This window comes from Tessaracoccus antarcticus (genome assembly GCF_003688855.1).
In the GTDB taxonomy this organism is placed as follows: Bacteria; Actinomycetota; Actinomycetes; order Propionibacteriales; family Propionibacteriaceae; genus Arachnia; species Arachnia antarctica.
Genome location: NZ_REFW01000001.1, coordinates 434540 through 461017 on the forward strand (window position 1 = coordinate 434540; position 26478 = coordinate 461017).

Genomic DNA, 26478 nt, shown 5'->3' on the forward strand with positions numbered 1-26478 from the left:
ATACTCCCCTTCAACGGTTCAACAAGTGAAACATATTTCGGGTGTTGCGCACAACCCGGCGCTGGATCCGACGTTCAGCGACGCTCCCCGAGGGAGGTCTCCCACTGGCTGTGGAGTGACGCGAAGTTGCCGGACTCGAGGGCGATGAGTTCGTCTGGCGTCCCGTCCTCGATGATCCGTCCGTGCTCCATCACCAGCACGCGGTCCGCGATGGCGACGGTGGACAGCCGGTGGGCGATGATGATGGCCGTCCGCCCCTTCAGCAGCGTCTGCAGGCCCCGCTGGACGAGGCGCTCACTGGGCAGGTCCAGGGAACTGGTTGCCTCGTCGAGGATCAACACCTGTGGGTCTGCGAGGAATGCCCTGGCGAAGCTGACGAGCTGACGCTGCCCCGCTGACAGGCGGCCCCCGCGACTGCGGACATCCGTGTCGTACCCGTCCGGGAGCGACCGGATGAAGGTGTCGGCGCCCACCGTGATGGCGGCCGCCTCGATGTCCTGGCGGCTGGCACCGGTGCGGCCGAGTTCGATGTTGGCGGCGACCGTCCCGGAGAACAGGAAGGAGTCCTGCGTCACCATGACGACGGTACGACGCAGCTCCGCGTCCGTGATGTCACGCACGTCGGTGCCGTCGATCCGCAGTGCTCCCGCATCGGGGTCCACGACGCGGGCGATGAGTTTCACCAGTGTGGTCTTGCCGGCGCCGGTCTCCCCCACGAGCGCCACCACCTGTCCGGCCGGGATGGCCAGGTCGAGGTGCGGCAGCACGGGCTTGTTCGTGCCGTAGGCGAACGTGACGCCCTCGACGTCGATGCTGCCCCTGGCCATGCCCAGCGGGATGGGTGTGACGGGGTCCATCACCGTCGGCTCCTCCTCCAGCACACCGGAGATCTTCTCCAGCGCGCTGGTGGCACCCTGCAACTGGTTCGCAAACATCATGATGTCGGTGACGGGGTCGAAGAACTGGCGTGCGTAGAGGACTGCCGCCAGGAGCACACCGACGGGGAGGGTTCCGCTGAGCACGCGGGACCCGTCGACGTACATGAGAGTCGCGGAGACGATGGCTGCGAGCGCCACGATGACGGTGTTGGCCACGCCGAAGGTGAAGATGACGCGGGCGTTGGAGACCCTGTACTCCTCGGCTTTCTCACCGAACTCAGTGGTGCGCGACTCCTCGGCACGGAACGCCTGAACGGCGCGGATGCCCACCATGGACTCCACGAAGGTGGCGATCATGGAGGCCGACGCCCCCCGCACCTTGCGGAACCGGTTGCGGGACTCGGTCACGAACCACCACCCGAACAGTGCCGTGGGTACCAGCCCCGCCAGCAGGATGAACCCGCTGGGGACGTCGAGGAGCATGAGGGCCACGACGGTGCCGATGAGGAACAGCAGGGAACTGACGAACTGGGTGATGCCGGCGGCGATGAACTCGCGGATGGCTTCGATGTCGCTGGTCTGGCGCGAGATCAGGCGACCCGACGTGTAGGACTCGTGGAACGAGATGCTGAGCCGTTGCGAGTGGGCGAAAAGCCTGCGCCGCAACTCCAGCACGAGCGCCTGCGCGAACCGCGGGGTAACGGCTTTGGCGTGGCCCTCCAACAGGCCGGCCAGCACGGCACACACCAGGGTGGCCAGGGCGATCACCACGAACGGCGTCCAGGGCTTGCCGCCCAGTGCCCCGAACCCGGCATCCACCCCCAGCCCGACCAGCGCAGGGACGGCCACGGCCGCGGAGGTGCCGATGAGCGTGGCCGCTGCCACTTCCGCCACCTTCCAGCGCTCCGGATAGAGCAGGGAGCCCAGGAGCCGCATGGAGCGCCTCTGGAGGATCTTGTTCTGGGCGCGCGAGAGCTTGTCGGCGTCCTCGCCCTGGATGCCACGAACGGAGTCGGCCACCTCTTGGCGCCTGTCGGTCTTCTGGCTCATGCCGCATCCTTCTCGGTCTCGAATGAGGAGATGACGTAGCGGTAGCGCTCGTTGGTGGCGAGCAGCTCGTGGTGGGTCCCGACGGCCACCACCTGACCGCGGTCGAGCAGCGCGACGCGGTGCGCCAGCGCCACGGTGGAGGGCCGGTGCGCCACGATCAGGGCCGTGGTCTGCCCCAGGGCCCGGTCCAGCTCCGCTGTGACGCGCGACTCCGTGTGCACGTCGAGTGCTGAGAGGGGGTCATCCAGCAGCATGAGACGCGGCTGGCTGGCGATGGCGCGGGCCAGCGCCAACCTCTGCCGCTGGCCTCCGGAGAGGCTCTGGCCCTCCTCGCCGATGACGGTGTCGACACCGTCTGCCATGGACTCCACGAACTCAGAGGCCGACACCTGCAGTGCCTCGGCGAGCACGTCGTCGTCGGCGTCCGGGTTGCCCAGCAGGACGTTGTCTCGGACCGACGCGCTGAACAGCGTCGGCTCCTCGAACGCCACCGAGAGTTGGGAGCGCAACTGGTCGCGGGTCAGGTCACGCACGTCAACACCGTCGATCAGGATGCAGCCGGCGGTGACGTCGTAGAACCTCGCCGCAAGGTTGATGAGCGTGGACTTGCCCGAACCCGTGAGTCCCACGAGCGCCATGCGCTCGCCCGGGGCAACGTCCAGGTCCAGCCCGGACAGCAACGGTGCCTCCCCCGGACCCTGGTCGTCGAACTTGAACTTCACGTTGCGGAACTCGAGCCGGGCGCCGCGTCCACCCTGTGCCGGGGCGACGGGGGTCTCCGGGTCCGCGACTGTCACGGGCGAGTCCATGACCTCCTTGAATCGGGAGGTGGCGCTCAGGGAGTCGAGGCTGAAGGAGATGAGGTACCCCAGGAACTGCAGGGGCATCCGCAGGATGGTGGCGGTGGCGAAGAAGGCCACCACCCCGCCCAGGCTGACCCAGCCGAAGGACGCGAACCAGATGGCCAGGGCCAGGCACACGGCGATGACCACGTTGGGAATCAGGACGAGCCACCGGAAGATGCGGGCGTCGGCCTGCCCGCGCTCCACCTCAAGGTCGCGCAGCTTCTCGGCCTCGCCACCGAAGCGTTCCAGCGCCTCCGAGGCACGCCCGAAGGCCTTGAGGATGCGGATGCCCTTGACGGACTCCTCCACCACTGTGGCCACGTCACCGGACTGGTCCTGGGCGCGTCGCGTCAGCTTCCGGTACTGCTCCTCGAACCGGACCATGAGGAAGACCAGCGGCAGGGAACCCGCAAGGAAGACCAGGGCCAGGATCCAGTTCGTGCCGGCCATCAGGATCACGCCGATGATAATCATGCTGATGTCGTTGATGAGCATGATGAGCCCGAACGCGAGCCAGCGGCGCACGAGGTTGAGGTCCTGCGTGACGCGGGTCAGCAGCTGCCCTGACGGCCACCGGTCGTGGAAAGCGGCAGGCAGGTCCACGAGGTGGGAGAACAACGCCATCCGGGCCTTGTACTCGATGCGCGTGGATGTGTTCAGCACCATGAGGCGCCGCACGAACACCATGGCCGCCTCGAACAGTCCGAGGCCGAGCACCACGAGGGTGGCCGGCAGCAGCGCCCCGCGGTCACCCGTGGTGATGGGACCGTCGATGAGCTGCCGGAGGACCTGGGGCATCAGTAGTGCCGCCACCGATCCCGCGAGCGTCACGAACAGCGCCAACACCAGCACCCACAGATGGGGTCGCGCATACGGCGCCAGCACCCGTATGACCACCTTGAGTGGTGGGACAGTGCCGTGCGTTGGTTCCTTGACTTCCGCCATCACCCGTTCGCCTCCACCACGTCGATCAACAGTGCCGGCCACAACGGCACAACCTGCACAGGTTACGCGACGTTGGCGAGCATCTCCCCTTCCAAAGTGGGCAACGGCGGTACTGGATGGCTGGCGAGGCCCCTCCACTGCATAGAGTTGGCGCCGTGACAGACCGAAACCCCGTGCCAGCCTCGACGTACCGCCTCCAGTGCCATGGCCTCTTCACCTTCGACGATGCCGCCGCGCAGGTGCCGTACCTGGCCGGGCTCGGGATCACCCACCTCTTCTGCTCCCCCATCCTGCAGGCCGCGCCGGGCTCGATGCACTGCTACGACGTGGTGGACCATTCCCAGGTGTTTGACGAGTCCGGCGGGGAGGCCGCGTTCCGACGTCTGGCCACCGCTGCGCACAACCACGGACTGGGTGTGGTGGTGGACGTGGTCCCGAACCACATGGCTGTCCCCACCCCGCTGTGGCACAACCATGCCCTGTGGGAGGTGCTGCGTGAGGGGCCCGACTCCCCATTCGCCCACTGGTTCGACATCGACCTCACAGGTTCCCAGGCCATCCTGATGCCGGTGCTGGGCGACAAGATCGGGCGCGAACTGGCCGCCGGCACCATCACGGTGGAAACCCGCGACGTCCCCAACGCCGACGACACCATCTCGTCGCAGCCGGTGGTGGTCTACCACGACCACGTGTTCCCCATCCGCCCCGGCACCGAGCACCTGCCGCTTCCTGAACTGCTCGAACAGCAGTGGTACCGGGTGGCGTACTGGAAGGTGGCCAGCGAGGAGCTGAACTACCGCCGATTCTTCGACGTCGACACCCTCGCGGCTGTCCGGGTGGAGGACGACGACGTGTTCCGCGCCACCCACCGACTCCTCGTGGACCTTCACGCGGAGGGGCTCATCGACGGCTTCCGCATCGACCATCCCGACGGCCTCGCCAACCCCCGCCAGTACCTGGCCGACCTGCAGAAGGCCACCGGCGGTTGCTGGGTGGTGGTGGAGAAGATCCTCGAGGCCGATGAGGCGCTGCCAAGCAACTTCGAGTGCGACGGCACCACCGGTTACGACGCCCTGCTGCGCGTCTCCGGCCTGTTCCACGACGCCGCCAGCCTCCCCCGCCTCACCGACCTGTGGGAGCGGGTCTCCGGTTCCGGGGAGGGGTTCGCCGCCAACCTCGCTCGCGCCAAGGAGGAGGTGGTGCAGGACATGCTGTTCACCGAGGTGAACCGCCTCGTGTCCATCGTCGTCGGGGTCTGCGACGGTGACATCCGGCTGCGGGACCACACCCGCCGTCAGGTGTACCGGGCCATCAACGAACTACTCATGGGCATGGATCGTTACCGCGCCTACGTGGAGCCCGGCCTCGTCCCCTCCGACGAGGAGCGCCAGGTGGTCCTCGAGGCGGCGGAGCGTGCCCGGCAGCGGCTCGCCGACGACGAGCAGGACACCCTGGACCTGATCGTGGCACTGGCATGCGGCGATCCCGGAACCGGCGAGGAGGGTCGGGGCGCGGAAACGCTACCCCAGCCCCACGGTCACGCCGTCACCACGGAGTTCCCCAGGGACGCGCCCAACACCGACGCGCTGCGCTCGGAGTTCATGGTCCGCTTCGCCCAGACCTGCGGTCCCGTCATGGCCAAATCCAAGGAGGACACAGCCTTCTACCGGTGGAACCGGTTCGTCGCCGTCAACGAGGTGGGAAGCGAACCCACCATCGTCGGCGTGTCCGCGGACTCCTTCCACGACTTCTGCAGCGATCTGAACACGACGTGGCCCTCCACCATGACCACGCTGTCCACCCATGACGCGAAGCGCTCGGAGGACGTCCGAGCCCGCCTGTCGGCGCTCACGGAGTTCCCGAAGGAGTGGGAGTCCTGCCTGACGGAGCTGCACTCCGCCACCGAGGAAATCCGCACCGAGCAGGTCGACGGCGCCACCGAGCTGCTGCTGTGGCAGACGTTGCTGGGCATGTGGCGGCTACCCGGGACGACGGCGGGCCAGCACCCCGTCAGCCAGGAGCGGCTCGCCGGGTACCTCACCAAGGCCATGCGGGAGAACAAGTCGCAGACCACCTGGACGGAACCACACGAGGCCTACGAGGATGCCATCCAGTCGCTGGCCGCCGCCGCGCTCCAGGACGAGCGGGTTGCCTCGGCACTCGACGAGTTCGTGGCCCTGTCCATGCAGTCTGTGCGCGCCACGGTGCTGGGGCAGAAATTGCTCCAGCTCACCATGCCCGGCATCCCTGACGTGTACCAGGGCTGCGAGGTGGTGGACCTGTCACTGGTGGATCCCGACAACCGACGACCGGTGGACTTCTACCGCCAGGCGGGGCTGCTCGCCGGAGTGGACGCAGGCAGCGGCAACGGCCTCGACGCGGAGAAGCTGCTGGTCACCAGCCGCGCTCTGCGTCTGCGCCGCGATCACCCCGATGCGTTCCGCGGCGTCACGGCCGAGTACCGTCCCGTGGGCGCGACCACGGGGCACGCGGTCGCGTTTGCCCGCGCCGTCGCAGGTGACGAGCAGGTGACCGCCATCACTGTGGCGACGCGCCTCCTCTCAGGACTCATGGACCGCGGCGGCTGGGGCGATCACACCGTGTTCCTCCCCGAGGGACAATTTCGGTGCCTGTTGGGTGGCCAGGAGGTGACCGGGGGCCAGACCCTGCTGTCCGACGTCCTCGGAAACCTCCCCGTCGCGCTGCTGGTCCCCGTCAACTGACCCCCAGCCCCAGCCCCAGATCCAAGGAGCCATGACGATGCACCACAGCAATCCCCTGCAGCGAAATGTCTGGGCCCCCACCGCACGCCGGGTGGAGGTGGTCGTGGACCAACAGCGCCTCCCCATGGTCCTCGCCGAGGGGCGCCCCGGGTGGTGGGTGCTGCCGGAGACGCTCCAGCCGGGCACGCAGTACGCCTTCTCGCTCGACGGCGGCGAGCCGTTGCCGGATCCGCGCTCCCTGTTCCAGCCTGACGGGCCGCACGGGCCCAGCATGGTGGTGGACCCGTCGCTGTTCCGCCGCCCCCAGTCGTGGGTGGGGCGGAACCTCCGCGGTGCGGTCCTGTACGAGATGCACGTGGCCACCTTCACCGCCGAGGGCACCTTCGACGCCGCCATCGAGCACCTCGATGACCTCGTCGATCTGGGAGTGGATGCCGTGGAGGTGATGCCCGTGGCCGACTTCGCGGGCTCGCGTGGCTGGGGCTACGACGGCGTCGGCCTGTTCGCGGTGCACCGCGCCTACGGTGGGCCGGGCGGGTTCGTCCGTTTCATCGACGCCTGCCACACCCGCGGTCTGGGCGTGATCCTGGACGTGGTGCACAACCATCTGGGCCCCGAGGGCAACTACCTGGCCCAGTTCGGGCCCTACTTCACCGACACCCACGAGACCCCGTGGGGGCCGGCCGTGAACCTGGACGCCCCCGGCGCCGAGGAGGTCCGTGCCTTCCTTGTGGACTCGGCGCGGCAGTGGCTCGTCGACTTCGGCCTCGACGGGCTGCGACTGGATGCCGTCCACGCGCTCGCCGACGACTCCGACAAGCACTTCCTCGTGGAGCTCTCGGAGGCCGTCGCGGGCTGGGAGGAGGTGACGGGACGACCGTTGATGCTGATCGCTGAGTCGGATCTGAACCAGCCGTCCATGGTCTCTCCCGTGGGGTCCGTCCCGGACGCCAGGGGCATGGACGCGCAATGGGCCGACGACATCCACCACGCCCTGCACAGCTTCTTCACCAACGAGACCCAGGGCTACTACGTCGACTTCGGCCCCGTCGAGGTGCTGCAGAAGGCACTCGACGGCGTGTTCGTCCACGACGGAGCCACGTCCACGTTCCGGGGTGAGCAGTGGGGTCAGCAGGTGGAGCAGACTTCAGAGGACTACGACGCCCACTCCTTTGTTGCTTTCCTGCAGGACCACGACCAAGTGGGCAACAGGGCCACCGGGGACCGTATCGATGAGACCATCACCCCCGCCCAGCACGCAGCGGCAGCCGCGCTCTACCTGCTGTCGCCCTACACCCCCATGCTGTTCATGGGCGAGGAGTGGGCCGCCTCCACACCGTTCCCCTTCTTCAGCGACCTGGGTCCCGACCTGGGACCGCTGGTGACGCAGGGCCGTGCCCGCGAGTTCGCCCGGATGGGCTGGGACCGGCCAGTCCCCGACCCCCAGGCCGAGACGACCATGGCGGAGGCCGTTCTGCGCTGGGACGAGCGCTCCGAACCGGCGCACGCACGCATGCTCGACTGGTACAGGACGCTGATCCGCATCCGCCACGAACAGCCGGACGTCCTCAACCCCCGCCTGTCCCAGACGACGCTGGAGAAGAACGACGACGACACCATCGTCATGCGTCGGGGCCGGGTGGTGGTGGCCGCGACCCGCGCCACCGACCGCACCGTCGAGCTCGACCTGGGCTCCGTGGAGAAGGTGTTGGCGAGCTGGACGCCCCTGGAGGACGGAGCGGGAGCGAACTCGCTCCCGGGGGGAGCCATCATCGCCCTACTGCCTGCAACGTTGTAATCGCTGTAGGGTACGCGTGGAGGAAGGATGACCATGGCGCCCACACTGCACGACGTCGCACGGCTGGCGGGGGTGTCGATCAAGACGGTCTCCAACATCATCAACGACTACCCACACGTGCGCGAGTCCACGAGGGCGAGGGTTGAGGCGGCGATCGCCGAGCTCGGATACACGCCCAACCTCACGGCGCGCGGCCTGCGCTCCGGCCGCACGGGCGCCATCACACTGGCGGTGCCGGATCTGGCGCTCAGCTATTTCGCCGAACTGGCCGCGCGCGTCATCGCGGAGGCGGACGACGCCGGCATCGTCGTGCTCGTCGAGCAGACGGGCGGCGACCGGGAACGTGAACTGCAGCTGCTCCGCAGCCCTCGGCTAAAACTCACCGACGGCCTCATCTTCAGCCCCCTGGGCATGGGTCAGGACGACGTCGGCTTCCTCGACGTGTCCTACCCACTGGTGCTCTTGGGCGAACGCATCTTCGAAAGCCCCGTGGACCACATCACGATGCGCAACATCGACGCAGCCCGCGCCGCCACCGAGTTCCTGCTGGCTTCCGGGCGCCGGCGGATCGCCGTCGTGGGTGCCCACCGGGGGGAGGTGGTCGGCTCCGCCGGCCTTCGGCTGCGCGGCTACTCGGAGGCGCTGGAGGCCGCCGGCATCCACTTCGACGAGGCCCTCATCGGCCACACCCATCTGTGGCGCCGCAGGAATGGCGCAGAGACCATGCGCGAACTCATCGATGGGGGCGTCACCTTCGACGCCGTCTTCGGACTCAACGACACGTTGGCGCTGGGCGCCATGCGCGTGCTCCAGGAGGCAGGGCTCCGTGTTCCCGAGGACGTGGCCGTGGTGGGCTGGGACGACCTGGACGAGGCCCAGTACTCCATCCCCTCCCTGACGACCATCGACCCGGGGCAGCCCTGGATCGCCGAAACGGCCGTGCGAACCCTGCTGCAGAGGATCAGGAAGACCCCCGGCGCACCCGAAAGGGGCCTGCAGATGGCGGACTTCCGCATCGTTGAGCGAGAGTCGGCCCCCGCCAGCTGAGACACCCTTGACAAACCGCCCAGAGGGAACTGATACTTCTTCTACAACGTTTACCTATAACGTTGTACACGACTGGCGGTGACACCGACGCACTCCAGTTCGCGTAGACACCGACGTCCACACGGATAGGAATCCTGCACCATGCGAACCAAGACCATCGCCACACTCAGCGCCGCGGCACTGGCTGTGGTCACCCTCGGCGCGTGCTCCTCGCCCGGAGCCGCCGAGGCCACCTGCACCAACGAGATCGTCAAGCCCGACGCCACACAGGTCAGCGTGTGGGCCTGGTACCCCGCGTTCGAGGATGTCGTCGACGCCTTCAACAACAGCCATGACGACGTGCAGATCTGCTGGACCAATGCCGGGCAGGGCAACGACGAGTACACCAAGTTCTCCACGTCCATCGAGTCGGGCAGCGGGGCCCCCGACGTCATCATGCTGGAGGCCGAAGTGCTCTCCAGCTTCTCCATCCGCAAGGCGCTGGTGGACCTCTCCGAGTTCGGTGCCGCCGACGTCAAGGACGACTACACCGAGGGCGCGTGGAAGGACGTCTCCAGCGGGGACGCCGTCTACGCCATCCCCGTCGACGGCGGCCCCATGGGGATGCTGTACCGCAAGGACCTCCTGGACAAGTACGGGATCGAGCCCCCCACCACGTGGGACGAGTTCGCCGTTGCCGCCCAGAAGCTGAAGGACGCCGGCGCCCCCGGGGTGCTGGCCAACTTCCCACCCAACGGACGGGCCTTCACCCAGGCGCTGTTCGCACAGGCCGGATCACAGCCCTTCGTCTATGACAGCGCAAAGCCGCAGGAGCTGGGCATCGACGTCAACGACGAGGGTTCCAAGAAGGTCCTCAGCTACTGGGAGGACCTCGCATCGAAGGACCTGGTGGCCGTCGACGAGGCGTTCACCGCCGACTACAACACCAAGCTCGTGGACGGCACGTACGCCATCTACGTGGCTGCCGCGTGGGGACCCGGCTACCTGCAAGGCCTCGAGGGCACACAGGAGGGCGCGGAGTGGCGCGCCGCCCCGGTCCCCCAGTGGGACACGGCCTCCCCCACCCAGATCAACTGGGGTGGGTCGACGTTTGCCGTGACCGAGCAGGCCAAGGACAAGGAGGCGGCCGCCACCGTCGCGAAGGAGGTCTTCGGCACCGAGGAGGCGTGGAAGATCGGCATCGAGAAGGCAGCGCTGTTCCCCCTGTGGCGTCCGATCCTGGAATCCGACTACTTCCGTGACCTGGAGTACCCCTTCTTCGGTGGCCAGCAGATCAACAACGACGTCTTCCTCGACGCCGCCGCCGGCTACAAGGGCTTCACGTTCAGCCCCTTCCAGAACTACGCCTACGACCAGCTGCAGCAGCAGGTCACAGCTGTGGTGGTGGATGGCTCCACGACCTCCGACAAGGCCCTGGACGACCTCCAGGCGGCGCTGGAGAAGTACGCGACTGATCAGAGCTTCACCCTCCTCGACTGACTTCGTGGCGGGTCGTCGTGACTCACGACGACCCGCCACCCACGGAAAGAAATCGCCATGACCACGCACGTCATCGAGGCTGTGGACGCTCCCCGTCGCACACGCCGCAGCGGTATCGAACGCCGGCAACAGGTCGGCTGGCTCTTCATCACCCCCTTCCTCATCGTCTTCGCGGTGTTCCTCGTCTTCCCGCTCGGATACGCCTTCACCATGAGCCTGTCCAGCTCCACACTCGCCGGCGGCACACAGTTCGTCGGCGCCGACAACTACGTCAAGGCCTTCACGGATCCGCTCTTTCTGGGTGGGATCCGGCGAGTCGCACTCTTCGCCATCATCATGATCCCGACGCAGCTCGGCATCGCCATGCTGGCGGCCCTGGTCATCGACTCCCTGTCCACCTGGGTGTCCAAGCTCTCCCGCCTGCTGATGTTCGCGCCCTACGCCATCCCCGTGGTCATCGGTGCCCTCATGTGGAGCTTCCTCTACAGCCCACGGTTCGGGCCCGCGGCCACGCTGTTCGACCTCGTGGGGCTCCAGACACCCAACTTTCTCGCCGCCGGATCCATCTTCGGCAGTCTCGTGAACGTGGTCACCTGGCAGTGGTCCGGTTACTACATGATCGTCATCTACGCCTCCCTGCGTGCCATTGACCCCGCCATATACGAGGCAGCCCGCATCGACGGGGCCGGTGGCCTGCAGATCGCCACCAGGATCAAGTTGCCCATGATCTCGTCGTCGATGGTGATGGTCATCACGTTCGCGCTCATCGGCACGCTGCAGTTCTTCACCGAGCCCACCGTGCTCCGCAGCATCGCCTCCGGCTCGCTGCCACCCGAGTACACGCCCAACATGTATGCCTACGCGCTGGCGTTCAGCTACAGCCAGTTCAATTACGCCGCCACCATCGCGTTCTCCCTGGGCATCCTCGTGTTCATCGGCTCGTTCGGATTCCTGTTCCTGACTCGCAAGCAGAGCGGACTGAAATGACCACCACCACCCTGACCACGCCTCGTCCGCACGCCCGTGCCCGGGAGGGCGGACGACGCCTCGGCTCCCACGCACTGCTCGTCGTCCTCGCCCTGTACTTCATCATCCCCATCTGGTGGCTGGTGGTGGCAGCCACCAAGAGCACCGGCAGCCTGTTCTCCTCGCCAGCCTTCTGGTTCGACAACCCAGCAGCGTTCTTCACCAACGTCGCCGGTTTGTTCGAGCACCAGGGGGGCATCTACTGGCAGTGGCTCGCCAACTCCTTCGTCTACGCCTTCACCGCGGGCATCGGGGCCACCGTGATCGCCGTGCTTGCCGGGTACGGGTTTGCCAAGTACCGGTTCAGGGGACGTGGCTTCGTCTTCGGCATGATCCTCGGCTCGGTCATGGTGCCACTCACAGCCCTCGTCATCCCCACGTTCATGCTCCTGAGCCAGTACGGGCTCATCAACACCGCCTGGGCGGTCATCCTGCCCTCGCTGCTGAACCCGTTCGGCGTCTACCTGATGCGCGTCTACATCCAGGATGCGGTGCCGGACGAACTGATGGAGGCCGCCCGCATCGACGGTGCAGGTGAGGTCAAGACCTTCATCACCATCGTGGTGCCGCTCCTGAAACCAGCCATCGTCACGGTCCTCCTGTTGTCCGTCGTGGGCACCTGGAACAACTTCTTCCTGCCACTGGCCGTCCTGACCAACCCGGACCTGCTCCCGGTGACGGTCGGTCTCAACAGGTGGCTGGCGCTCTCCAACGCGGGAGCCGGAGGCGAGCAGGTCTGGAACCTCATCACCTCAGGGGCCTTCATCTCCGTCGTGCCGCTGCTGCTGTCGTTCCTGTTCCTGCAGCGCTACTGGCAGGGCGGCCTGACGATCGGCAGCATCAAGTGACCCACACCAGCACGTCGCGCAGCAACCACCCACCGCTAGAGAAAGCAGCAGTCATGCACTCCGCCCATCTGACCGTCGACCCCCACTTCACGGTCGGGAAGATACAGCGACAGTTGTTCGGCGGCTTCGTCGAACACCTCGGGAGGCACGTCTACGACGGCATCCACGAGCCCGGCCATCCACGCGCAGACGCTGACGGTTTCCGCACCGACGTGGTGGAACTGGTGCGCGAGCTGGGTGTCTCCACGATCCGCTACCCCGGCGGCAACTTCGTCTCGGGGTTCAAGTGGGAGGACTCCGTGGGCCCGGTCGCTGAGCGTCCGCGCAGACTGGACCTTGCCTGGCACTCCACGGAGACCAACGAGGTGGGCCTCCACGAGTTCCAGACATGGCTGGACAAGGTGGGCAGCGAGCTGATGCTGGCGGTCAACCTGGGGACCCGCGGTACGCAGGAGGCCATTGACCTGTTGGAGTACACCAACATTGCCAGCGGAACCGCTCTCTCCCAGAGACGCATCGACAACGGGCGCACCGACCCGTTCGGCGTCACGATGTGGTGCCTCGGCAACGAGATGGACGGGCCCTGGCAGTTGGGCCACCGGTCCGCTGACGACTACGGAAAAATCGCCTCACGCACTGCGAAGGCCATGAGGCAGCTGGACCCGGACATCGAGCTCGTCGTGTGCGGTTCGTCGTCGGCGGCCATGCCCACCTTCGGCGAGTGGGAACGCGTCGTGCTCACGCACACCTATGAGGACGTCGACTACATCTCGTGCCACGCCTACTACGAGGAGACCGACGGCGATCTCGGCAGCTTCCTCGCCTCGTCGGTTGACATGGACCGTTTCATCGAGTCCGTGGTGGCCACCGCCGACCACGTCAAGGCGGTCCTCCGCAGTGACAAGACCATCAACATCTCGTTCGACGAGTGGAACGTCTGGTACCTCTCACGGTTCCGCAACGTCGACAAGATCGAGGGGGTCGACAACTGGCCAATCGCCCCTCGCCTCCTGGAGGACGTCTATTCCGTCGCGGACGCCGTCGTGTTCGGCAACCTGATGATCTCGCTACTGCGCCACGCGGACCGGGTGACGAGCGCGTCGCTGGCTCAGCTCGTCAACGTGATCGCGCCCATCATGACCGAACCGGGCGGCCCCGCCTGGCGGCAGAGCACGTTCTTCCCCTTCTCCATCACGTCGCGACTGGCCCAGGGTGAGGCACTGCGACTCGAACTCAAGACGCCGACCTACGAGACCGCCGAGTACGGTGAGGTACCACTCGTCGACGCCGTCGCCACGCATGACGGGGACACGAAACGCAGCGCCCTGTTCCTCGTGAACCGCAGCCAGGACCAGAGCGTCGAGCTCACGGTGGACATCCGGGCGCTCGGCGACGTGAGTGTTCTGGAGCAGCACACCCTCAGCGATGCCGACGTGTACGCCAAGAACACCCTGAACGACCGTGAACGCGTGGGCGTTGACTCCACTCCCAACCACGAGATCGTGGACGGGACCATCACCGTGGTCCTGCCCCCCGTGTCCTGGAGTGCCCTCGCCCTCGGGTGACATGGGAAACGCCAGGGACCGGCAGCCTCAGCTGCCGGTCCCTGGCGTTGTGCGTGGTGCTAGTGACTCAGAGTTCAGCGCAGGCCGGCACCTGGGCGCCGACGGATGCCAGGACGGTGTCGTCGAGGTTGGACAGGCCGAAGTCGCCGCCGCCGGCGGAGACGACGGAGGCCTCGGTGGCGTTGACAACCTTGAGGAGCTCGGCCTCGGTGGCGTAGGTGCCGGCCGCAACGGTCTCGGAGCCCTGCGTGTACACCGCGCCCACCTCATCGACGGCGCTCGTGGATGAGGCGGCGAAGGCGTCCGCGTTCTCGAAGTTCATGGCTGTGTCCAGGGCAGCGAGGGCCTGCCCCGTCTCTGTGAAGCTTCCACCGATGCTCTGGTACGTGGTGACCACCGTGTCGGTGACCTCACCAATGGCCATGCCCGTGGTGTCCGGGCCCGCGAATGACGTTGCCTTGGCCACGCCGGTGCAGAAGGCACCGAACCACGCCACGCCTGCGGCGTTCAGTTCTTCACCCTCAAGCGGGCCGGTGGTGACCGGCTCGCGCGTGGTGCTGGCCTTGGGCGCCGCGCTCTCCTCGGCGATAGGGGACTCCTCCGGAGTCGCCTCCTCGGTGGTCATCTCCTCGGTGGGCGCAACGGTTTCGGACGCCTCGACGGTGGGCGACGGGGCGGGCGTTTCTTCAGCGTCCGACCCCCCGCATGCGGTCAGGAGAAGGGCGGAGGCAGCAGCGGCTGCGGCCAGGGCACGGGCGCGGGGGGAAATAATCACGTGCTCAGGGTACGTGTCGGTGGGTGCAGAAGCGATCTGAGCGCCATCGGGCGGGACTTTTCCACACCAGACCCTCTCCATGGCTTCTCGCTGACGGGGGACACGTGCGGACTGGGAAAAAGACTCTGAGATATTCACAGGCCACGCCTGCATTGTTGTCAACAGGGATGTTCACAACTGTGGACAAACTCCCGCCTCGCGGGTTCCAAGTGACTTCCACTAGGCATGACGTGTCGAAAGCATGTTGTCCACAGTTTCGGGGCGGGCGTGGACAACTTCACTACGGCAGCGATTCGGAGGTTGCGAATCCCTCAGGTTTCGTGCTACCACCACATCGCCATCAAGGCGACGAGGAGGCGTTCGTTGCCTCACCGTTCGCCAGCTTCTCCACAGATTCGTCGTCGTTTTCCACAGACGCGTTCGAGGATCGCTCCTCGTCCGTCTCAGACTCAGCTTTCGGCGAAGCCGCAGCAACATCCTCGTCTGCCAGCAGGACTCCCGCCTCAACGTCGGAGATGGCGCGTCGTTGGAACCACAGCCAGAGGGCCACACCCACCACGACCATGGGGGCCGACAACCACTGCCCCATGCTCCATCCCAGCGAGAGGAAACCGAGGTAGGCGTCGGGCTCCCGCCAGAACTCCACGATGAACCGGAAGGCGCCGTACCCGATGAGGAAGGCGGCTGCCACCTGGCCGCGGTAGCGCGGCTTGCGGGCGTAGAACCAGAGCAGAACGAACAGCAGCAAACCCTCCAACAGGGCCTGGTACAGCTGCGAGGGGTGGCGGGGGACGTCGCCGCCTGTCGGGAAGATCATGGCCCACGGCAGGTCAGCCGGGGCGGGGCGGCCCCAGAGCTCACCGTTGATGAAGTTACCGATGCGCCCGAACATGAGGCCCATGGGCACGGCTGGCGCCAGGAAGTCCGCGACCTGCCAGAACGGGCGACCCATCCTCCACGCGAAGATTCCCACTGCCACCACCACACCGATGGCGCCGCCATGGAAACTCATTCCGCCGTCCCACAGCCGAAGGATGGCCAACGGGTCAGCCAGATAGTCCAGCGGCTTGTAGAACACCACGTAGCCCAGACGTCCGCCGATGATCACGCCAGCTACCGCCGCAAGGAGGAGGTCCTCGATGTCGGTGGGCGACCATGCCTTCGGGGTGGTGATTGAGCGGAAGGGCTCGTGGTGCAGGCGGCGTCGCATCAGCCAGTACCCCACGGCAAAGCCCAGGAGATACATGATCGCGTACCAGTGGAGCTTCAACCCGAACAGATTGACGGCCACTGGGTTGATGTCGGGGAACGTGAGGACGAGGGGCACCATGGCCCAAGCATTACACCTGCCGGGAGATGGGCCGAATGGCGTTGCAGTATTCCGGTTGGCCTGAGACACCCGATGCAGCTCCACCCACACCCTTGGGCCAGTTTCACCACCGGGGCACCCTCTGGGTATGCTGGTCCGGCTGTGACTTCGGGGCATTAACTCAATTGGTAGAGTGCCACCTTTGCAAGGTGGAAGTTAGGGGTTCGAGTCCCCTATGCTCCACAACTCCGAACCCGCGTTTCACAAGGCGAAATCGCCGCAAAATACGTAGTCAGCAGCGTTTGAGCATGCGACAGACTGCGCCACACCCCGCCACTGGATGCCACGAATTGGGCTCAGACTGGGCTCAAAAAGGCGCATAATGGGCTCAGATTGGGCTCACCGTGGGCTCAAGTTCTGAGCTCTGGACGAGGCAGCCATGGCAGCAGGCAGACAGATCAGGCTCCCCAGCGGCGTGCGCATCAACAACGGCGCGTATCAGGTTCGTTACCTCGGACCCGACGGAAAACGCCACTCGAAGACCTTCACGCACCTCGAGGACGCCAAGTATTGGCACGCGGTAGAACGTCGGATGATCGACCAGGGCGAGTGGACTCCCCCGGCGATGCGCGAGCGCAAGAAGAGCGCCGCCGCCCTCACCGTCTCCGAGTGGGCGGAGCAGCGGATCCACGCCTGGTCGACCCGTTCACGGTCGCCAATCGTCGGGAGCACGGTCGAGGACTACAGGCGGGCCTTCCGGCTGAGGATCGAAGCCGCCCTCGGCGACGTCCCTGTCTCTCTCCTGACTCCGGCCAAAGTCCGTAGCTGGCACGAGGGCCTGCCCGATACCCCGACGATCAACGGGAAGTCCTACGACCTGTTGAAGCACCTGATGAACGACGCCATCAACGACGAACTGATCGCCACCAACCCCTGCCGGATCGTCGGCGCGGGCAAACCACGGGCAAAGGGCGCCGCCGAGGCCTTGAGTGCACAGGAGGTGGGGCCATACCTCGACGCGGTGGAGAAGTATTACCGACCAGCCCTGGCAGTCGCCGTGCTGGGTGGTCTCCGGTCTGGGGAGATTCGCGGATTGCGCCGCCGTGATCTCGACATGGAGGAGGGCTCCGTCCGCATCGCCGGAGCCATCCGACGAGAGCAGGTGGCGGAGGGCGAGTACAAGCGCACCTACACCGACACAAAGACACCCGCCGGCAGGCGGGTCGTCTACCTGCCCGCCACTGTCCTGGACTACCTCGGACCCTGGCTCGAGACGCGCGCATTCGAACCAGACGACCTCCTCTTCCCTGCTCGACGAACGCGGAAGACGATGAACGAGACAGTTCTGGCCTCAGCCCACCGTCGCGCCGCCAAGATCATCGGCCGACCCACCCTGACCCTCCACAACCTGAGAGCGACAGCTGCCACATTGGCCAAGCAGGCGGGCATGACCGATCGTGAGGTTCAGCGTCGCTTCGGCCATACAACCGCCGCGATGGCGAACCTGTATCAAGTGCCCGAACTCCAGAGGGATAAATCGGGCGCAGCGATGATCGACTCTCTGCTCAACACCCATCCCATCCACACACCGAAGCGGGATCACACCAACGGGTAATGGCATCGGCTGCTCTGGGCCACCCTGTACCCAGACGTACGGAAGGAACAGTCCCATGTCCCAGAACGTCGAGAACGGGCCCAACAACCCCACCCAAGGCACCTGTGATTGGAAAGCATAATTGCTAGTCCAGAGCGAGCACCCTTCGTTCTTCAACCTTGGGACTGCTGCATGGATCTGTGACGACTTGACATGATCTCCTAGGCAAACGCAGCCTGCACGTAGCAGCGACACCCCGGTCTCGGGTGACGTCGCTGCTGTGGGGAGGTGTAGTAGCCTGGCCTTTTCGGATTCCTGGAAGGTTGGCTGTTGATTCCCGTCATAGATGTCTTCGCTGGCCCAGGCGGTCTCAACGAAGGCTTCGCTTCCGTGGTCGTCGGGGACGAACCCCTGTTCAGAATCGCAGCATCCTTCGAGATGGAGTCCAACGCGGTCGAGACGCTCGTCTTGCGGTCCACGGTTAGAGCCTTGTCCACTCAAAGTCAGCTGTATGAGCCTTACCGAGAGTTCTTGGATGGCGAGTTGTCGATGAGCGAGCTGCGAGGGACGTCTGACTTCAAGAAGGCCGAGGCCTTTGCCCGCGCTCACGTCAACCAGATCGAGCTGGGACGCGAGAACCGCGAGAAGGTCGCATCCCGCATTCATGCCGCTATCGATGGGCATTCGGATTGGGTCTTGGTGGGAGGGCCTCCGTGTCAGGCTTACTCACTCGTTGGGCGCTCGCGCCGAGCGCATGATCCCACCTTCGCTGCGGATCACAAGCACTTCCTTTACAAGGAGTACTTGGACATCATCAAGCGGTTCGAGCCACCCGTCTTCGTAATGGAGAACGTAAAGGGACTCCTGTCCGCAAACCATAATGGATCTGCGATGTTCGAACGCATAATGCGGGATCTTTCTGACGATGGGAAGTACCGCATCAGGAGCTTGGTCGTGGATGATGAGTCACCTGAGCCCGCTGATTTTGTCATTCGTGCCGAGAAGTACAACATTCCACAGCGGCGACACCGAATCATTCTCCTTGGCGTTCGTGACGGCTTCGGCACTGGCGTCTGGGGTCAGCTCAAGCCAGCTGCGGGAGAGGTCACCGTGGCGCAAGCTCTGGTTGGCTTGGGTAAGGTCCTCTCGGGCGTCTCACGAAATTCAGATCCATCAGCTTGGATCAAGGCCCAAAATGAGGCCTTCCATTTCTTGTCGGAGTCTTCAATTAGGAATGACTGCAAGGTGGACTCCAATCCGAAGCCAGATGAGAAGCTCGAGCGCTGGCTAACCCACAGGGAGGTCGGAATCACACTTCATGACCCCCGCTCCCATATGGCTTCAGACCTGACCCGTTATGCGTATCTCGCCGGACTCGCAGAGTTCGGCGAGCAACCGAAGGTCTTCGAGCTGCCGCCGAAGCTGAGACCGAACCATCGAAACATTGACGGGGCCAAGACGCCGTTCGTCGATAGGTTCAAGGTTCAGCGCTGGGACCGTCCCAGTAGCACCATCGCGTCCCACATCAGCAAGGACGGCCATTACTACATCCACCCTGATCCCCAACAGATGCGCAGCCTCACTGTTCGTGAAGCAGCTCGACTCCAGACCTTCCCTGACGACTACTACTTCTGCGGTCCAAGGACTGCGCAGTATCATCAAGTGGGCAACGCCGTCCCCCCTCTACTGGCACTCCAGATCGCTGAACAGGTGGCCAAGATTTTTGAGCGATGATGAGATTGTTGTTCCGCCTGATCCAGTGGTTCGGGCCAGGATGCAGCGTCAGCGAACTCGCGACACTTCGCCCGAAATGGCACTACGGCGAGTGCTGTTCGCCCAAGGCCTGCGGTTCCGCATCCAGTACCCGGCTCCCGGGAGACCTCGGCGGTCCATTGATATTGCCTTTCCGAAGTGGAAACTCGCTGTCTTTGTGGACGGATGCTTCTGGCACGGGTGCCCCGAACACGGAGTGGCGCCAAAGAACAATGCAGAATGGTGGCGGGCGAAGCTGGCCAAGAACGTGAAGCGCGACGCGGACACCACCGAGGAACTGAGGAGCCAAGGTTGGAGAGTCATCCGGTTCTGGGAGCATGTGGATCCAACGGAGGCCGCTACCCAAGTCGGGTCCGTATTGGGTAATCTCAACACCGACCCTCCCAGAAGCCCGTTAGTCTGAGCGCGTGATGTTCGAGTTTGGCGAAGCTGCCCACAAGAAGTACCGCAAGTTGATCGTGGACGAGAGCATGGAATCCAAGGTTCCACTCAAGGAAGCGGCAGCGACCTTGAAGAGCTACGGGTTGGATCGCTCCTTGATCGACTCCGTCTTGGACGACTTGCTGGCCGAGCAGGCCAAGCACCAGCACCTACTCTCAACAGTCCTGGATCCCCAGACCTTCGTTCCCTGGTACACCGGACCCAAGCCGGATGGTCAGTGGGCGCGATACTTCAGACGATTGCGGGAGGCGAAGGCGCCGAGCTTGGACAACCTGTCGGAGGAGACGACCACCATCACCAGTTTGTTGGCCAATCCGCTGACCGGTAAGGCCAAGCGCAAGGGTCTCGTGATGGGAAACGTACAATCAGGTAAGACTCGTAACTATGCGGGGGTCATCGCCAAGGCAGCCGACGAGGGCTACAAGTTCGTCATCGTGCTCTCGGGAATCAACAACAACCTGAGAGAGCAGACCCAAGTTCGTCTGAACTCAGACTTGTTCGATGGGGCTGATTGGTACCCGTTGACCGACAAGGACGATGACTTCCGAGGCGTACTGAAACCGGGAACTCTGTTCACTGGCCAGAAGCTGCTGTGTGCCGTGGTCAAAAAGAATCCGACGCGCCTCCACTACTTGGTGAAGATGCTGAAGTCGATTCCCCTTGAGGTGCTCCAAAAGGCGCCGATCCTAATCGTGGACGACGAAGCAGATCAAGCCACTCCGAACTCCATGGCTGAGAAGGAGAAGATCTCCACGATCAACGAGTGGCTGCGCGGTCTGTGGGGAACTGTTGTGACTGGTACCTATTTGGCGTACACAGCAACACCTTTCGCCAACATTCTCATGGACCCCGACAATGAAAGCGACCTCTTCCCCTCTGATTTTGTAACCACGATCCAGCCCGGGGAAGGTTACTTCGGTGCTGAGCGGGTATTCGGCGTTGCGGACACCGTCTCTGAGGGCTTGGAATTCGACGGACTCAACATGGTCAGGCGGATCCCAGCAGCTGAAGCCTCGTCCTTGAAACCTCCCAGCAATGCCGAAGACCGGGAGTTCTTTGACCCGGATCTGCCAACCTCCCTGAAAGCAGCGTTCCAGTGGTTTGTATTGGCGACTGCCATCCGTCGCGCCCGGGGGCATATGGAGTCGCATTCGTCGATGCTGGTCCACACCACTCACTACACGGCACCGCATCGAACCATGAAGGCAAGGTTGGTCGCCTATGGCAGGGAACTCCTCAGCGGGTATGACACGACAACTCCCGGTTTGCTCAAGGCTGCTTGGGACGAGGAGGTGTTGAAGGTGGCATCCGAGGCCACAGAACCGCTGCCTGAGTGGGATAACGTCCAGAAGGAAGCAAAGAGTGTCCTAAAGGAACTCGAGGTCATCGTGGACAATGGGGAGTCTGCCGATCGGCTCAATTACGACCCGGAAGGCCCTGTTCAGACCGTCGTGGCGGTGGGTGGTGGAACCCTGTCGCGCGGACTCACACTGGAAGGGCTGGTTGTCTCCTACTTCACCAGGACATCGAACACCTACGACACGCTGCTTCAGATGGGCCGATGGTTTGGATATCGCCCCGGTTATGAGGATCTCCCTCGCGTCTGGGTCACAGCCGGTCTGGACACCGACTACGCGTACTTGGCTCGCGTGGAGAAGGACCTCCGCGACGAAATTGCATCGGTCCAAGGGACCGAGTACACGCCACGCCAGATCGGGGTCAGGGTGCGGGCGCATCCAGGCCGGCTGGAGATCACATCGAAAAACAAGATGTTCAGTGCTGAAATCGTTCAGCTGGGTCTGAGTGGAACGTCGGCGCAGACTTTCCTCCTGGATGGCCGACCTTCGACGATCGAGTCGAATATCGAAGCCGCCAACGTACTCGTGAAGGGCCTGCGTTTTTCGTCGCTGGCAAGCAACGAAGCCCGTCTTATTGCCAAGTGCGTCGACGGCGAACGCGTGTCTGCCTTCATCCGATCATTTCGCGCCCACGAAGACCAGAGGTGGCTCACCGATACGGTCCGACGGGAAGCAACCGTGGAATGGATCGAGAAGTGGGCCCGAGGTGACGTCTGGAACATCGTGCTCGTGGGCAACAGCACGGGGGGAAAGGAGCCAGCGGAAACTCTTAAGCTCGGGCCGCACGAGCTGGTATGTTTCCAGCGCACACCCATGAAAAACAGCACTGAGGCCAAGGTCGACCTCAAGGCCCTGACGTCGCAGCCAGACCGACTTGCGGACATCGACTCAGCACTTTACGAGGGCACGCAGGCTGAAACGGAAGAGGGCCGTCGTCGTATCCGGCGAAAGCATGGCGATGGCAGGGGACTGATCCTGCTCTACCCATTGGGCTCCCAAGCCAAGGCGTCCAGCGACTCAGACTCCCGCATCAATATGCCAATCGACCGGCCCATGCTGGGCTTCGCGGTCGTTTTCCCCCACGTAAACGACGTTGAGAAGGACCAAGGGACCTTCGTGTCAGTCAAACGCACTTGGGATGTCCCACTCACCGTCGAAGGAGACGAAGAAATTGTGGAAGATGAAGCCGAGGAGCAGGGGGAGGAATGACCAACTCAAGCGAACAGTTCGGTCTGCTGTTGGCGGACCTTTGGGGGCGAGGTGGCGAATCTAATCTGATCCTTCGCGACGTGGAATCTGGTGCGCCGAAGGCATCGAGACTGCTCTTGGGGGTCAATGCGCAAGGCCAGCGCCACGTGCTTGCCCCCATCCCTGCGGACTTCGCCTTCAAGGCCGAGCAGGGAGAGTCCATTGAGCTGACCGAATGGAGTCACCCAACCACTGGTGTTCGATACCTCGACTTGATCTGTCATGACGAACTCCTGTCCCAACCTTTCGAGCAGTTGACGGACTCCATCGTCGACAGGGTCGCAAACCGCGAGTCACCGCACATTGCGATCCAAGAGGCAATCAAGGACATGCAGAAGCTCCTCAAGCCAGGCCGGGTACTCGCCGAAAATCTTGCGCGCGGCATCTTTGGGGAACTTGTCGTGCTCTCATGGTTGGCCCAGCGGAATGCGCACTACGCGGTGGATGCTTGGCATGGACCAGATCCACACGTGCATGACTTCTCGACAGCCAAGGGAGATCTGGAGGTGAAATCGTCCGGCAACGACTCGCGTTCCGTGACGATCTCAAGTCTGTCCCAACTGGACGAAGTGGCCGAAACGCCTCTTGTACTCATCCGGTTGCACGTGCAATCAGCTCCTCAAGGGAAAAACCTGGAGGAAATGATTAACGGGCTCGTGGCTTTGGGCTGCAATCATGCAGACTTGGTTAACAAGTTGGAGGGTGAGGGCTTCCGCCTCGGGATCGACTCGGATGAACATCGATTCATCGCCCCGATCGAAGCCTTGGCATGGCGTGTCGGATCAACCTTCCCCGGACTGCGCCGCGGCGATCTCCCAATAGATCGAGGTGAGGCAATCACTCAAATCAAGTACACATTGAACCTACTGTCGGCGCCGGGGGCGATGACTGCATTCGAACTGCAGGCCTACATGGACGGGATGATGTCGGCATGATCGGGATGCCCGATTTGGAGTGGTTTGCCAAGCCCTTCGGACCCGGCGACACCGATGGGACAGGTCAACAGCGGTCGTTGGGGCAACCAAGTTTCGCGCCTCGCGACATCCTCATCCGGGAGATGGCACAAAACAGTTGGGACGCTCGTCTCAGGGGCGGAGTAATTCCGGAGTTTGAGATGCGGTTGCGGACACTGGGTATGCCCGAATGCGACGTTCTCAAATGGAACGTCTTGAGGGGATGTTCGGAGAACCTCGGGCTCGCAAAGGCTTTAGAAGCAGACTCCCTCACGGCGATTGAGATCGTCGATCGCGGCACCAAGGGACTTGGCGGTCCCACGCGCAATGACCTGGACTTCGGCGATGGCATACCTAAGGATTACGCCGACTTCGTCCTGACTTTGGGAGCACCCCCAGATGCGCCCGGCGGTGGTACCTACGGCTATGGAAAGACGACGGCTTACTCTGCCAGTTCCTGCTACACGATTATCATTTGGTCGCGATGGAAGAACGCGCTGACAGGATTCTACGAAGAAAGATTCATTGGTTCAGCGATGGGCCCAAGGTTCGTTGTGGACGGTCGGCTCTACACCGGCCGGCAGTGGTGGGGTCACGTGGTCTCCGATGGTCACGGCGGACAGCGAATCGAGCCGGCGACCGGCGAGAATGCAACCCGACTTGGGCAGGCCCTGTTCGAGCGACACTTCGCTGAGTTCGAAACCGGAACATCTCTTCTGATTCTCGACCCCAAGCCCGACCGACTCAATGGCGACAACCCCGGAGAATCAGCCGTTAGCATGTGGGGTAGAGCAGTGCTGCAGCACTTATGGCCAAAACTTGCGAAGGACCAAGAGCAGGATCGACGTATGACCGTCAACCTTTTCGACCACGGTTCACGCGTGCCAATCTGCAATCAGGACCGCCCTTCGGACATCCTGGAAGCGGGGCAACAGTGCCTGACTGCTATCCGAGAGGTCCAGTCGGGTCAGCAGAACGAGAACCCGCTCGTATCGGTGCGGGAGATCCGAAGTCTTCGGCCCAAGGAACTGATGGGTCATCTGGCACTGACCCGCGTCGGCCCAGTGGGTGTAGACGATCCGCTGGCAGCAATGGCAGACACCGTCACCTACATGCGCCACTCCGCCGAGTTGGTCGTCACTACCGAGGCGTTCGGGGACGAACCACATGCATTCAGCCATTGGGTCGGCGTGTTTAAACCGGTAGAGGAGTTGGACGATCTGTTCGCCCAGTCCGAACCCCCGGCCCACGACGCGTGGAACTTCAAGTCAATGCAGGACGAGAGAGCAAGCGGTACGGTCCGACGAGCCCTGATCAAAATCAAGGGGGCGATGTCGGACTACCTGAAGCCCGTCGTGGTGGACGTCTCCGGCGAAGGTGCGAAGTCCACGGGGGCGCTGTCCGTCGCGCTGGCTGGGCTTACGGGTTCCGCCGACGGGACCGTGCCAGTTGGGGCCAAGCATGCCGTCGGCGGCGGCCGTGCGACGAAGTCCGAATCACCCAAAGTGCACGTCGCCGGCGAACCGAAGCGCTACTTTGTTGACTCTCAACCAGGTCGGCAGTTTGTAGAACTCCCATTGCGGATTGACGGCGTTGGTCCAGTGCTCGTCTCAGCCACGAAGCTCGCCATCGCGGTTGAGGGATCATCCTTGGCTGGGGGGGATGACGTGCGCTTGGAAGGCTGGTCAACTGCGGGGGGGACCCTGATTCAGGATCCACAAGTGAGAGTGGACGGCGGTTACATTGATGTGGTGTTCAGTCATCCCCTCGGCATTGCAATTGATGTCGACTTCAAGGCGGTGGCGGACAAGTGAGACTCATGCCGTTCCGCACAGCGAATCCGGGGTCTGTTTCCGTCGGCGAGCCGCGGCTTCACGTCCAAGGCGAAGTGTTCGGTCCGGGTGACCCGGTGAGCTTGTGGGACTACATGGCTGAAGTTCGGATCACCTCGGAGATCCGCGTGGATGAAGCGGCCTTGCTGGCCTCGACCGGGTTGAACCGGCTGGAATCACTGGCCGCTACCTTGCAGGTTGACTGCGTCCACACAGGTTTCCGACGCGTGGAGCGGAAGATCCTGCGGCCCGGCAGTCCCACCACGGTAGGTGTAGAAGTGCCCGCACATACTGTTGCATTCGAGCTAGAGGTGCGCGGTGGTTTGACGTTGGCAGAAGAACTCCCAACCAACGCCGATGCCATTGCGTATCGCAGAGGAAGCCGTGTCTTCTGGGAACAGAAACGGACGCGATTCGAGTTGGAGGGCCAGGGCGGCGGTTTTCCTGTCGAAGCGTTCGACTTCCAAGCGGCGGGGCTTCCCGCGACTGCAGCTTGGAAGCTGAACTTCAGTGCGGATGACTTGGAAAAACCCTTCATGGCAGCCGTTCGTCTGTTGGTCAATACCAGTCATCCACGCAGCGCGGAGATCCTGTCCGGAGACTCAGGACTTATTCAATCAGTGGTATTTCACGACGTATTGGAAGAACTGTTGGTCACCGTCGCGGACGGGGACTTGGCCACTCAAAGCAATTTTGAAGAAGGAACTGTGGGCGGAGTGTTGAACGACCTCACCCATACCTATCTCGGCCATGGCCTGCATGAATCTGTCCAAAGCCTCCGCAACAACCGCTCGCTGGCTTTGACCCGACTGCAGGATGTCACCGGTTTCCTGCAGGGGAAGGCATCGTGAGGGTTCTTATTCCACGCTTGAACGCTGCTCAGGCTGCGGAGCGATTTGGGGAGATCGAAGCGCTCTTGCGTGGGGGGGCTTCCCCAGCTCAATTGGTGAGCGCGGAGCTGGGTGGAGCTGTGCCGAACGCGACTGGGGGG

At 63.8% G+C, this 26478-nt stretch carries 18 protein-coding genes and 1 tRNA gene; 15 read left to right on the forward strand and 4 right to left on the reverse strand.

The window, feature by feature from the left end; translation table 11 throughout:
- Positions 1 to 74: 74 nt before the first annotated feature.
- Both EAX62_RS01905 and EAX62_RS01910 read right to left on the reverse strand, forming a co-directional pair.
- Positions 75 to 1928, reverse strand: coding sequence for an ABC transporter ATP-binding protein (locus tag EAX62_RS01905; RefSeq protein WP_121899983.1), 1854 nt, complete (start codon positions 1926 to 1928; stop codon positions 75 to 77).
- Positions 1925 to 3718 (reverse strand): ABC transporter ATP-binding protein, encoded by a 1794-nt coding sequence (locus EAX62_RS01910; protein WP_121899984.1) that lies wholly within the window; start codon positions 3716 to 3718, stop codon positions 1925 to 1927. The genes EAX62_RS01905 and EAX62_RS01910 overlap by 4 nt, the downstream gene beginning before the upstream one ends.
- A gap of 155 nt (positions 3719 to 3873) precedes the next feature.
- Here EAX62_RS01910 and treY point away from each other — a divergent pair, with 155 nt between their 5' ends.
- The 7 genes from treY to arfA all read left to right on the forward strand — a co-directional run bounded on the left by treY (position 3874) and on the right by arfA (position 14204).
- Entirely contained in the window at positions 3874 to 6441 is a 2568-nt protein-coding gene (gene treY / locus EAX62_RS01915; protein ID WP_233557765.1) for a malto-oligosyltrehalose synthase, read from the forward strand.
- A gap of 31 nt (positions 6442 to 6472) precedes the next feature.
- Positions 6473 to 8239, forward strand: coding sequence for a malto-oligosyltrehalose trehalohydrolase (gene treZ, locus EAX62_RS01920; RefSeq protein ID WP_158600464.1), 1767 nt, complete (start codon positions 6473 to 6475; stop codon positions 8237 to 8239).
- A gap of 33 nt (positions 8240 to 8272) precedes the next feature.
- On the forward strand, positions 8273 to 9286 hold the full coding sequence (locus tag EAX62_RS01925) for a LacI family DNA-binding transcriptional regulator (RefSeq protein WP_121900945.1): 1014 nt from the start codon (positions 8273 to 8275) through the stop codon (positions 9284 to 9286).
- Positions 9287 to 9427: 141 nt separating this feature from the next.
- Positions 9428 to 10765 (forward strand): ABC transporter substrate-binding protein, encoded by a 1338-nt coding sequence (locus tag EAX62_RS01930; protein ID WP_121899986.1) that lies wholly within the window; start codon positions 9428 to 9430, stop codon positions 10763 to 10765.
- Positions 10766 to 10822: 57 nt separating this feature from the next.
- Entirely contained in the window at positions 10823 to 11752 is a 930-nt protein-coding gene (locus tag EAX62_RS01935) for a carbohydrate ABC transporter permease (protein WP_121899987.1), read from the forward strand.
- A complete protein-coding gene (locus tag EAX62_RS01940) occupies positions 11749 to 12639 on the forward strand; it encodes a carbohydrate ABC transporter permease (protein ID WP_121899988.1) in 891 nt (296 codons plus the stop codon). The genes EAX62_RS01935 and EAX62_RS01940 overlap by 4 nt, the downstream gene beginning before the upstream one ends.
- Positions 12640 to 12692: 53 nt before the next feature.
- Positions 12693 to 14204 (forward strand): arabinosylfuranosidase ArfA, encoded by a 1512-nt coding sequence (arfA, locus tag EAX62_RS01945; RefSeq protein WP_121899989.1) that lies wholly within the window; start codon positions 12693 to 12695, stop codon positions 14202 to 14204.
- 67 nt (positions 14205 to 14271) lie between these two features.
- Here arfA and EAX62_RS01950 read toward each other — a convergent pair whose 3' ends face one another.
- Positions 14272 to 14979 carry a hypothetical protein gene (locus EAX62_RS01950; protein WP_147453973.1) on the reverse strand — a complete coding sequence of 236 codons (708 nt, stop codon included), beginning with the start codon at positions 14977 to 14979 and terminating at the stop codon, positions 14272 to 14274.
- Positions 14980 to 15319: 340 nt separating this feature from the next.
- Positions 15320 to 16309, reverse strand: a complete 990-nt coding sequence (gene lgt, locus EAX62_RS01955) for a prolipoprotein diacylglyceryl transferase (RefSeq protein ID WP_199711061.1) — start codon at positions 16307 to 16309, stop codon at positions 15320 to 15322.
- 149 nt (positions 16310 to 16458) lie between these two features.
- Here lgt and EAX62_RS01960 point away from each other — a divergent pair.
- From EAX62_RS01960 to EAX62_RS01995, 8 genes are all read left to right on the forward strand, one after another.
- A tRNA-Ala gene (locus EAX62_RS01960) sits at positions 16459 to 16531 on the forward strand.
- 196 nt (positions 16532 to 16727) lie between these two features.
- The gene (locus EAX62_RS01965; RefSeq protein ID WP_121899991.1) at positions 16728 to 17903 is read left to right on the forward strand and encodes a site-specific integrase; all 1176 of its coding nucleotides are present in this window, start codon (positions 16728 to 16730) and stop codon (positions 17901 to 17903) included.
- Positions 17904 to 18212: 309 nt separating this feature from the next.
- The gene (locus tag EAX62_RS01970) at positions 18213 to 19616 is read left to right on the forward strand and encodes a DNA cytosine methyltransferase (protein WP_199711062.1); all 1404 of its coding nucleotides are present in this window, start codon (positions 18213 to 18215) and stop codon (positions 19614 to 19616) included.
- A gap of 40 nt (positions 19617 to 19656) precedes the next feature.
- Complete coding sequence (locus tag EAX62_RS01975; protein ID WP_121900948.1) at positions 19657 to 20058, forward strand: very short patch repair endonuclease; 402 nt, start codon at positions 19657 to 19659, stop codon at positions 20056 to 20058.
- A 7-nt stretch (positions 20059 to 20065) separates the two neighbouring features.
- Positions 20066 to 22663 carry a Z1 domain-containing protein gene (locus EAX62_RS01980; protein ID WP_121899992.1) on the forward strand — a complete coding sequence of 866 codons (2598 nt, stop codon included), beginning with the start codon at positions 20066 to 20068 and terminating at the stop codon, positions 22661 to 22663.
- Positions 22660 to 23637: a PD-(D/E)XK motif protein gene (locus EAX62_RS01985; RefSeq protein WP_121899993.1), complete on the forward strand. Its 978-nt coding sequence runs from the start codon at positions 22660 to 22662 to the stop codon at positions 23635 to 23637. The genes EAX62_RS01980 and EAX62_RS01985 overlap by 4 nt, the downstream gene beginning before the upstream one ends.
- A complete protein-coding gene (locus EAX62_RS01990) occupies positions 23634 to 25469 on the forward strand; it encodes a hypothetical protein (protein ID WP_121899994.1) in 1836 nt (611 codons plus the stop codon). Before EAX62_RS01985 ends, EAX62_RS01990 begins: the two co-directional genes overlap by 4 nt.
- 5 nt (positions 25470 to 25474) lie before the next feature.
- A complete protein-coding gene (locus EAX62_RS01995) occupies positions 25475 to 26338 on the forward strand; it encodes a hypothetical protein (protein WP_147453975.1) in 864 nt (287 codons plus the stop codon).
- Positions 26339 to 26478 lie beyond the last annotated feature (140 nt).

Coding starts and splice junctions, on each gene's coding strand:
- treZ (WP_158600464.1), top strand. CDS start 6,473: ATGACGATGCACCACAGCAATCCCCTGCAGCGAAATGTCTGGGCCCCC.
- EAX62_RS01995 (WP_147453975.1), top strand. CDS start 25,475: ATGCCGTTCCGCACAGCGAATCCGGGGTCTGTTTCCGTCGGCGAGCCG.
- EAX62_RS01935 (WP_121899987.1), top strand. CDS start 10,823: ATGACCACGCACGTCATCGAGGCTGTGGACGCTCCCCGTCGCACACGC.
- EAX62_RS01905 (WP_121899983.1), bottom strand. CDS start 1,928: ATGAGCCAGAAGACCGACAGGCGCCAAGAGGTGGCCGACTCCGTTCGT.
- lgt (WP_199711061.1), bottom strand. CDS start 16,309: ATGGTGCCCCTCGTCCTCACGTTCCCCGACATCAACCCAGTGGCCGTC.
- EAX62_RS01985 (WP_121899993.1), top strand. CDS start 22,660: ATGACCAACTCAAGCGAACAGTTCGGTCTGCTGTTGGCGGACCTTTGG.
- EAX62_RS01910 (WP_121899984.1), bottom strand. CDS start 3,718: ATGGCGGAAGTCAAGGAACCAACGCACGGCACTGTCCCACCACTCAAG.
- EAX62_RS01930 (WP_121899986.1), top strand. CDS start 9,428: ATGCGAACCAAGACCATCGCCACACTCAGCGCCGCGGCACTGGCTGTG.
- EAX62_RS01940 (WP_121899988.1), top strand. CDS start 11,749: ATGACCACCACCACCCTGACCACGCCTCGTCCGCACGCCCGTGCCCGG.
- EAX62_RS01990 (WP_121899994.1), top strand. CDS start 23,634: ATGATCGGGATGCCCGATTTGGAGTGGTTTGCCAAGCCCTTCGGACCC.
- EAX62_RS01975 (WP_121900948.1), top strand. CDS start 19,657: ATGCAGCGTCAGCGAACTCGCGACACTTCGCCCGAAATGGCACTACGG.
- EAX62_RS01925 (WP_121900945.1), top strand. CDS start 8,273: ATGGCGCCCACACTGCACGACGTCGCACGGCTGGCGGGGGTGTCGATC.
- arfA (WP_121899989.1), top strand. CDS start 12,693: ATGCACTCCGCCCATCTGACCGTCGACCCCCACTTCACGGTCGGGAAG.
- EAX62_RS01980 (WP_121899992.1), top strand. CDS start 20,066: ATGTTCGAGTTTGGCGAAGCTGCCCACAAGAAGTACCGCAAGTTGATC.
- EAX62_RS01965 (WP_121899991.1), top strand. CDS start 16,728: ATGGCAGCAGGCAGACAGATCAGGCTCCCCAGCGGCGTGCGCATCAAC.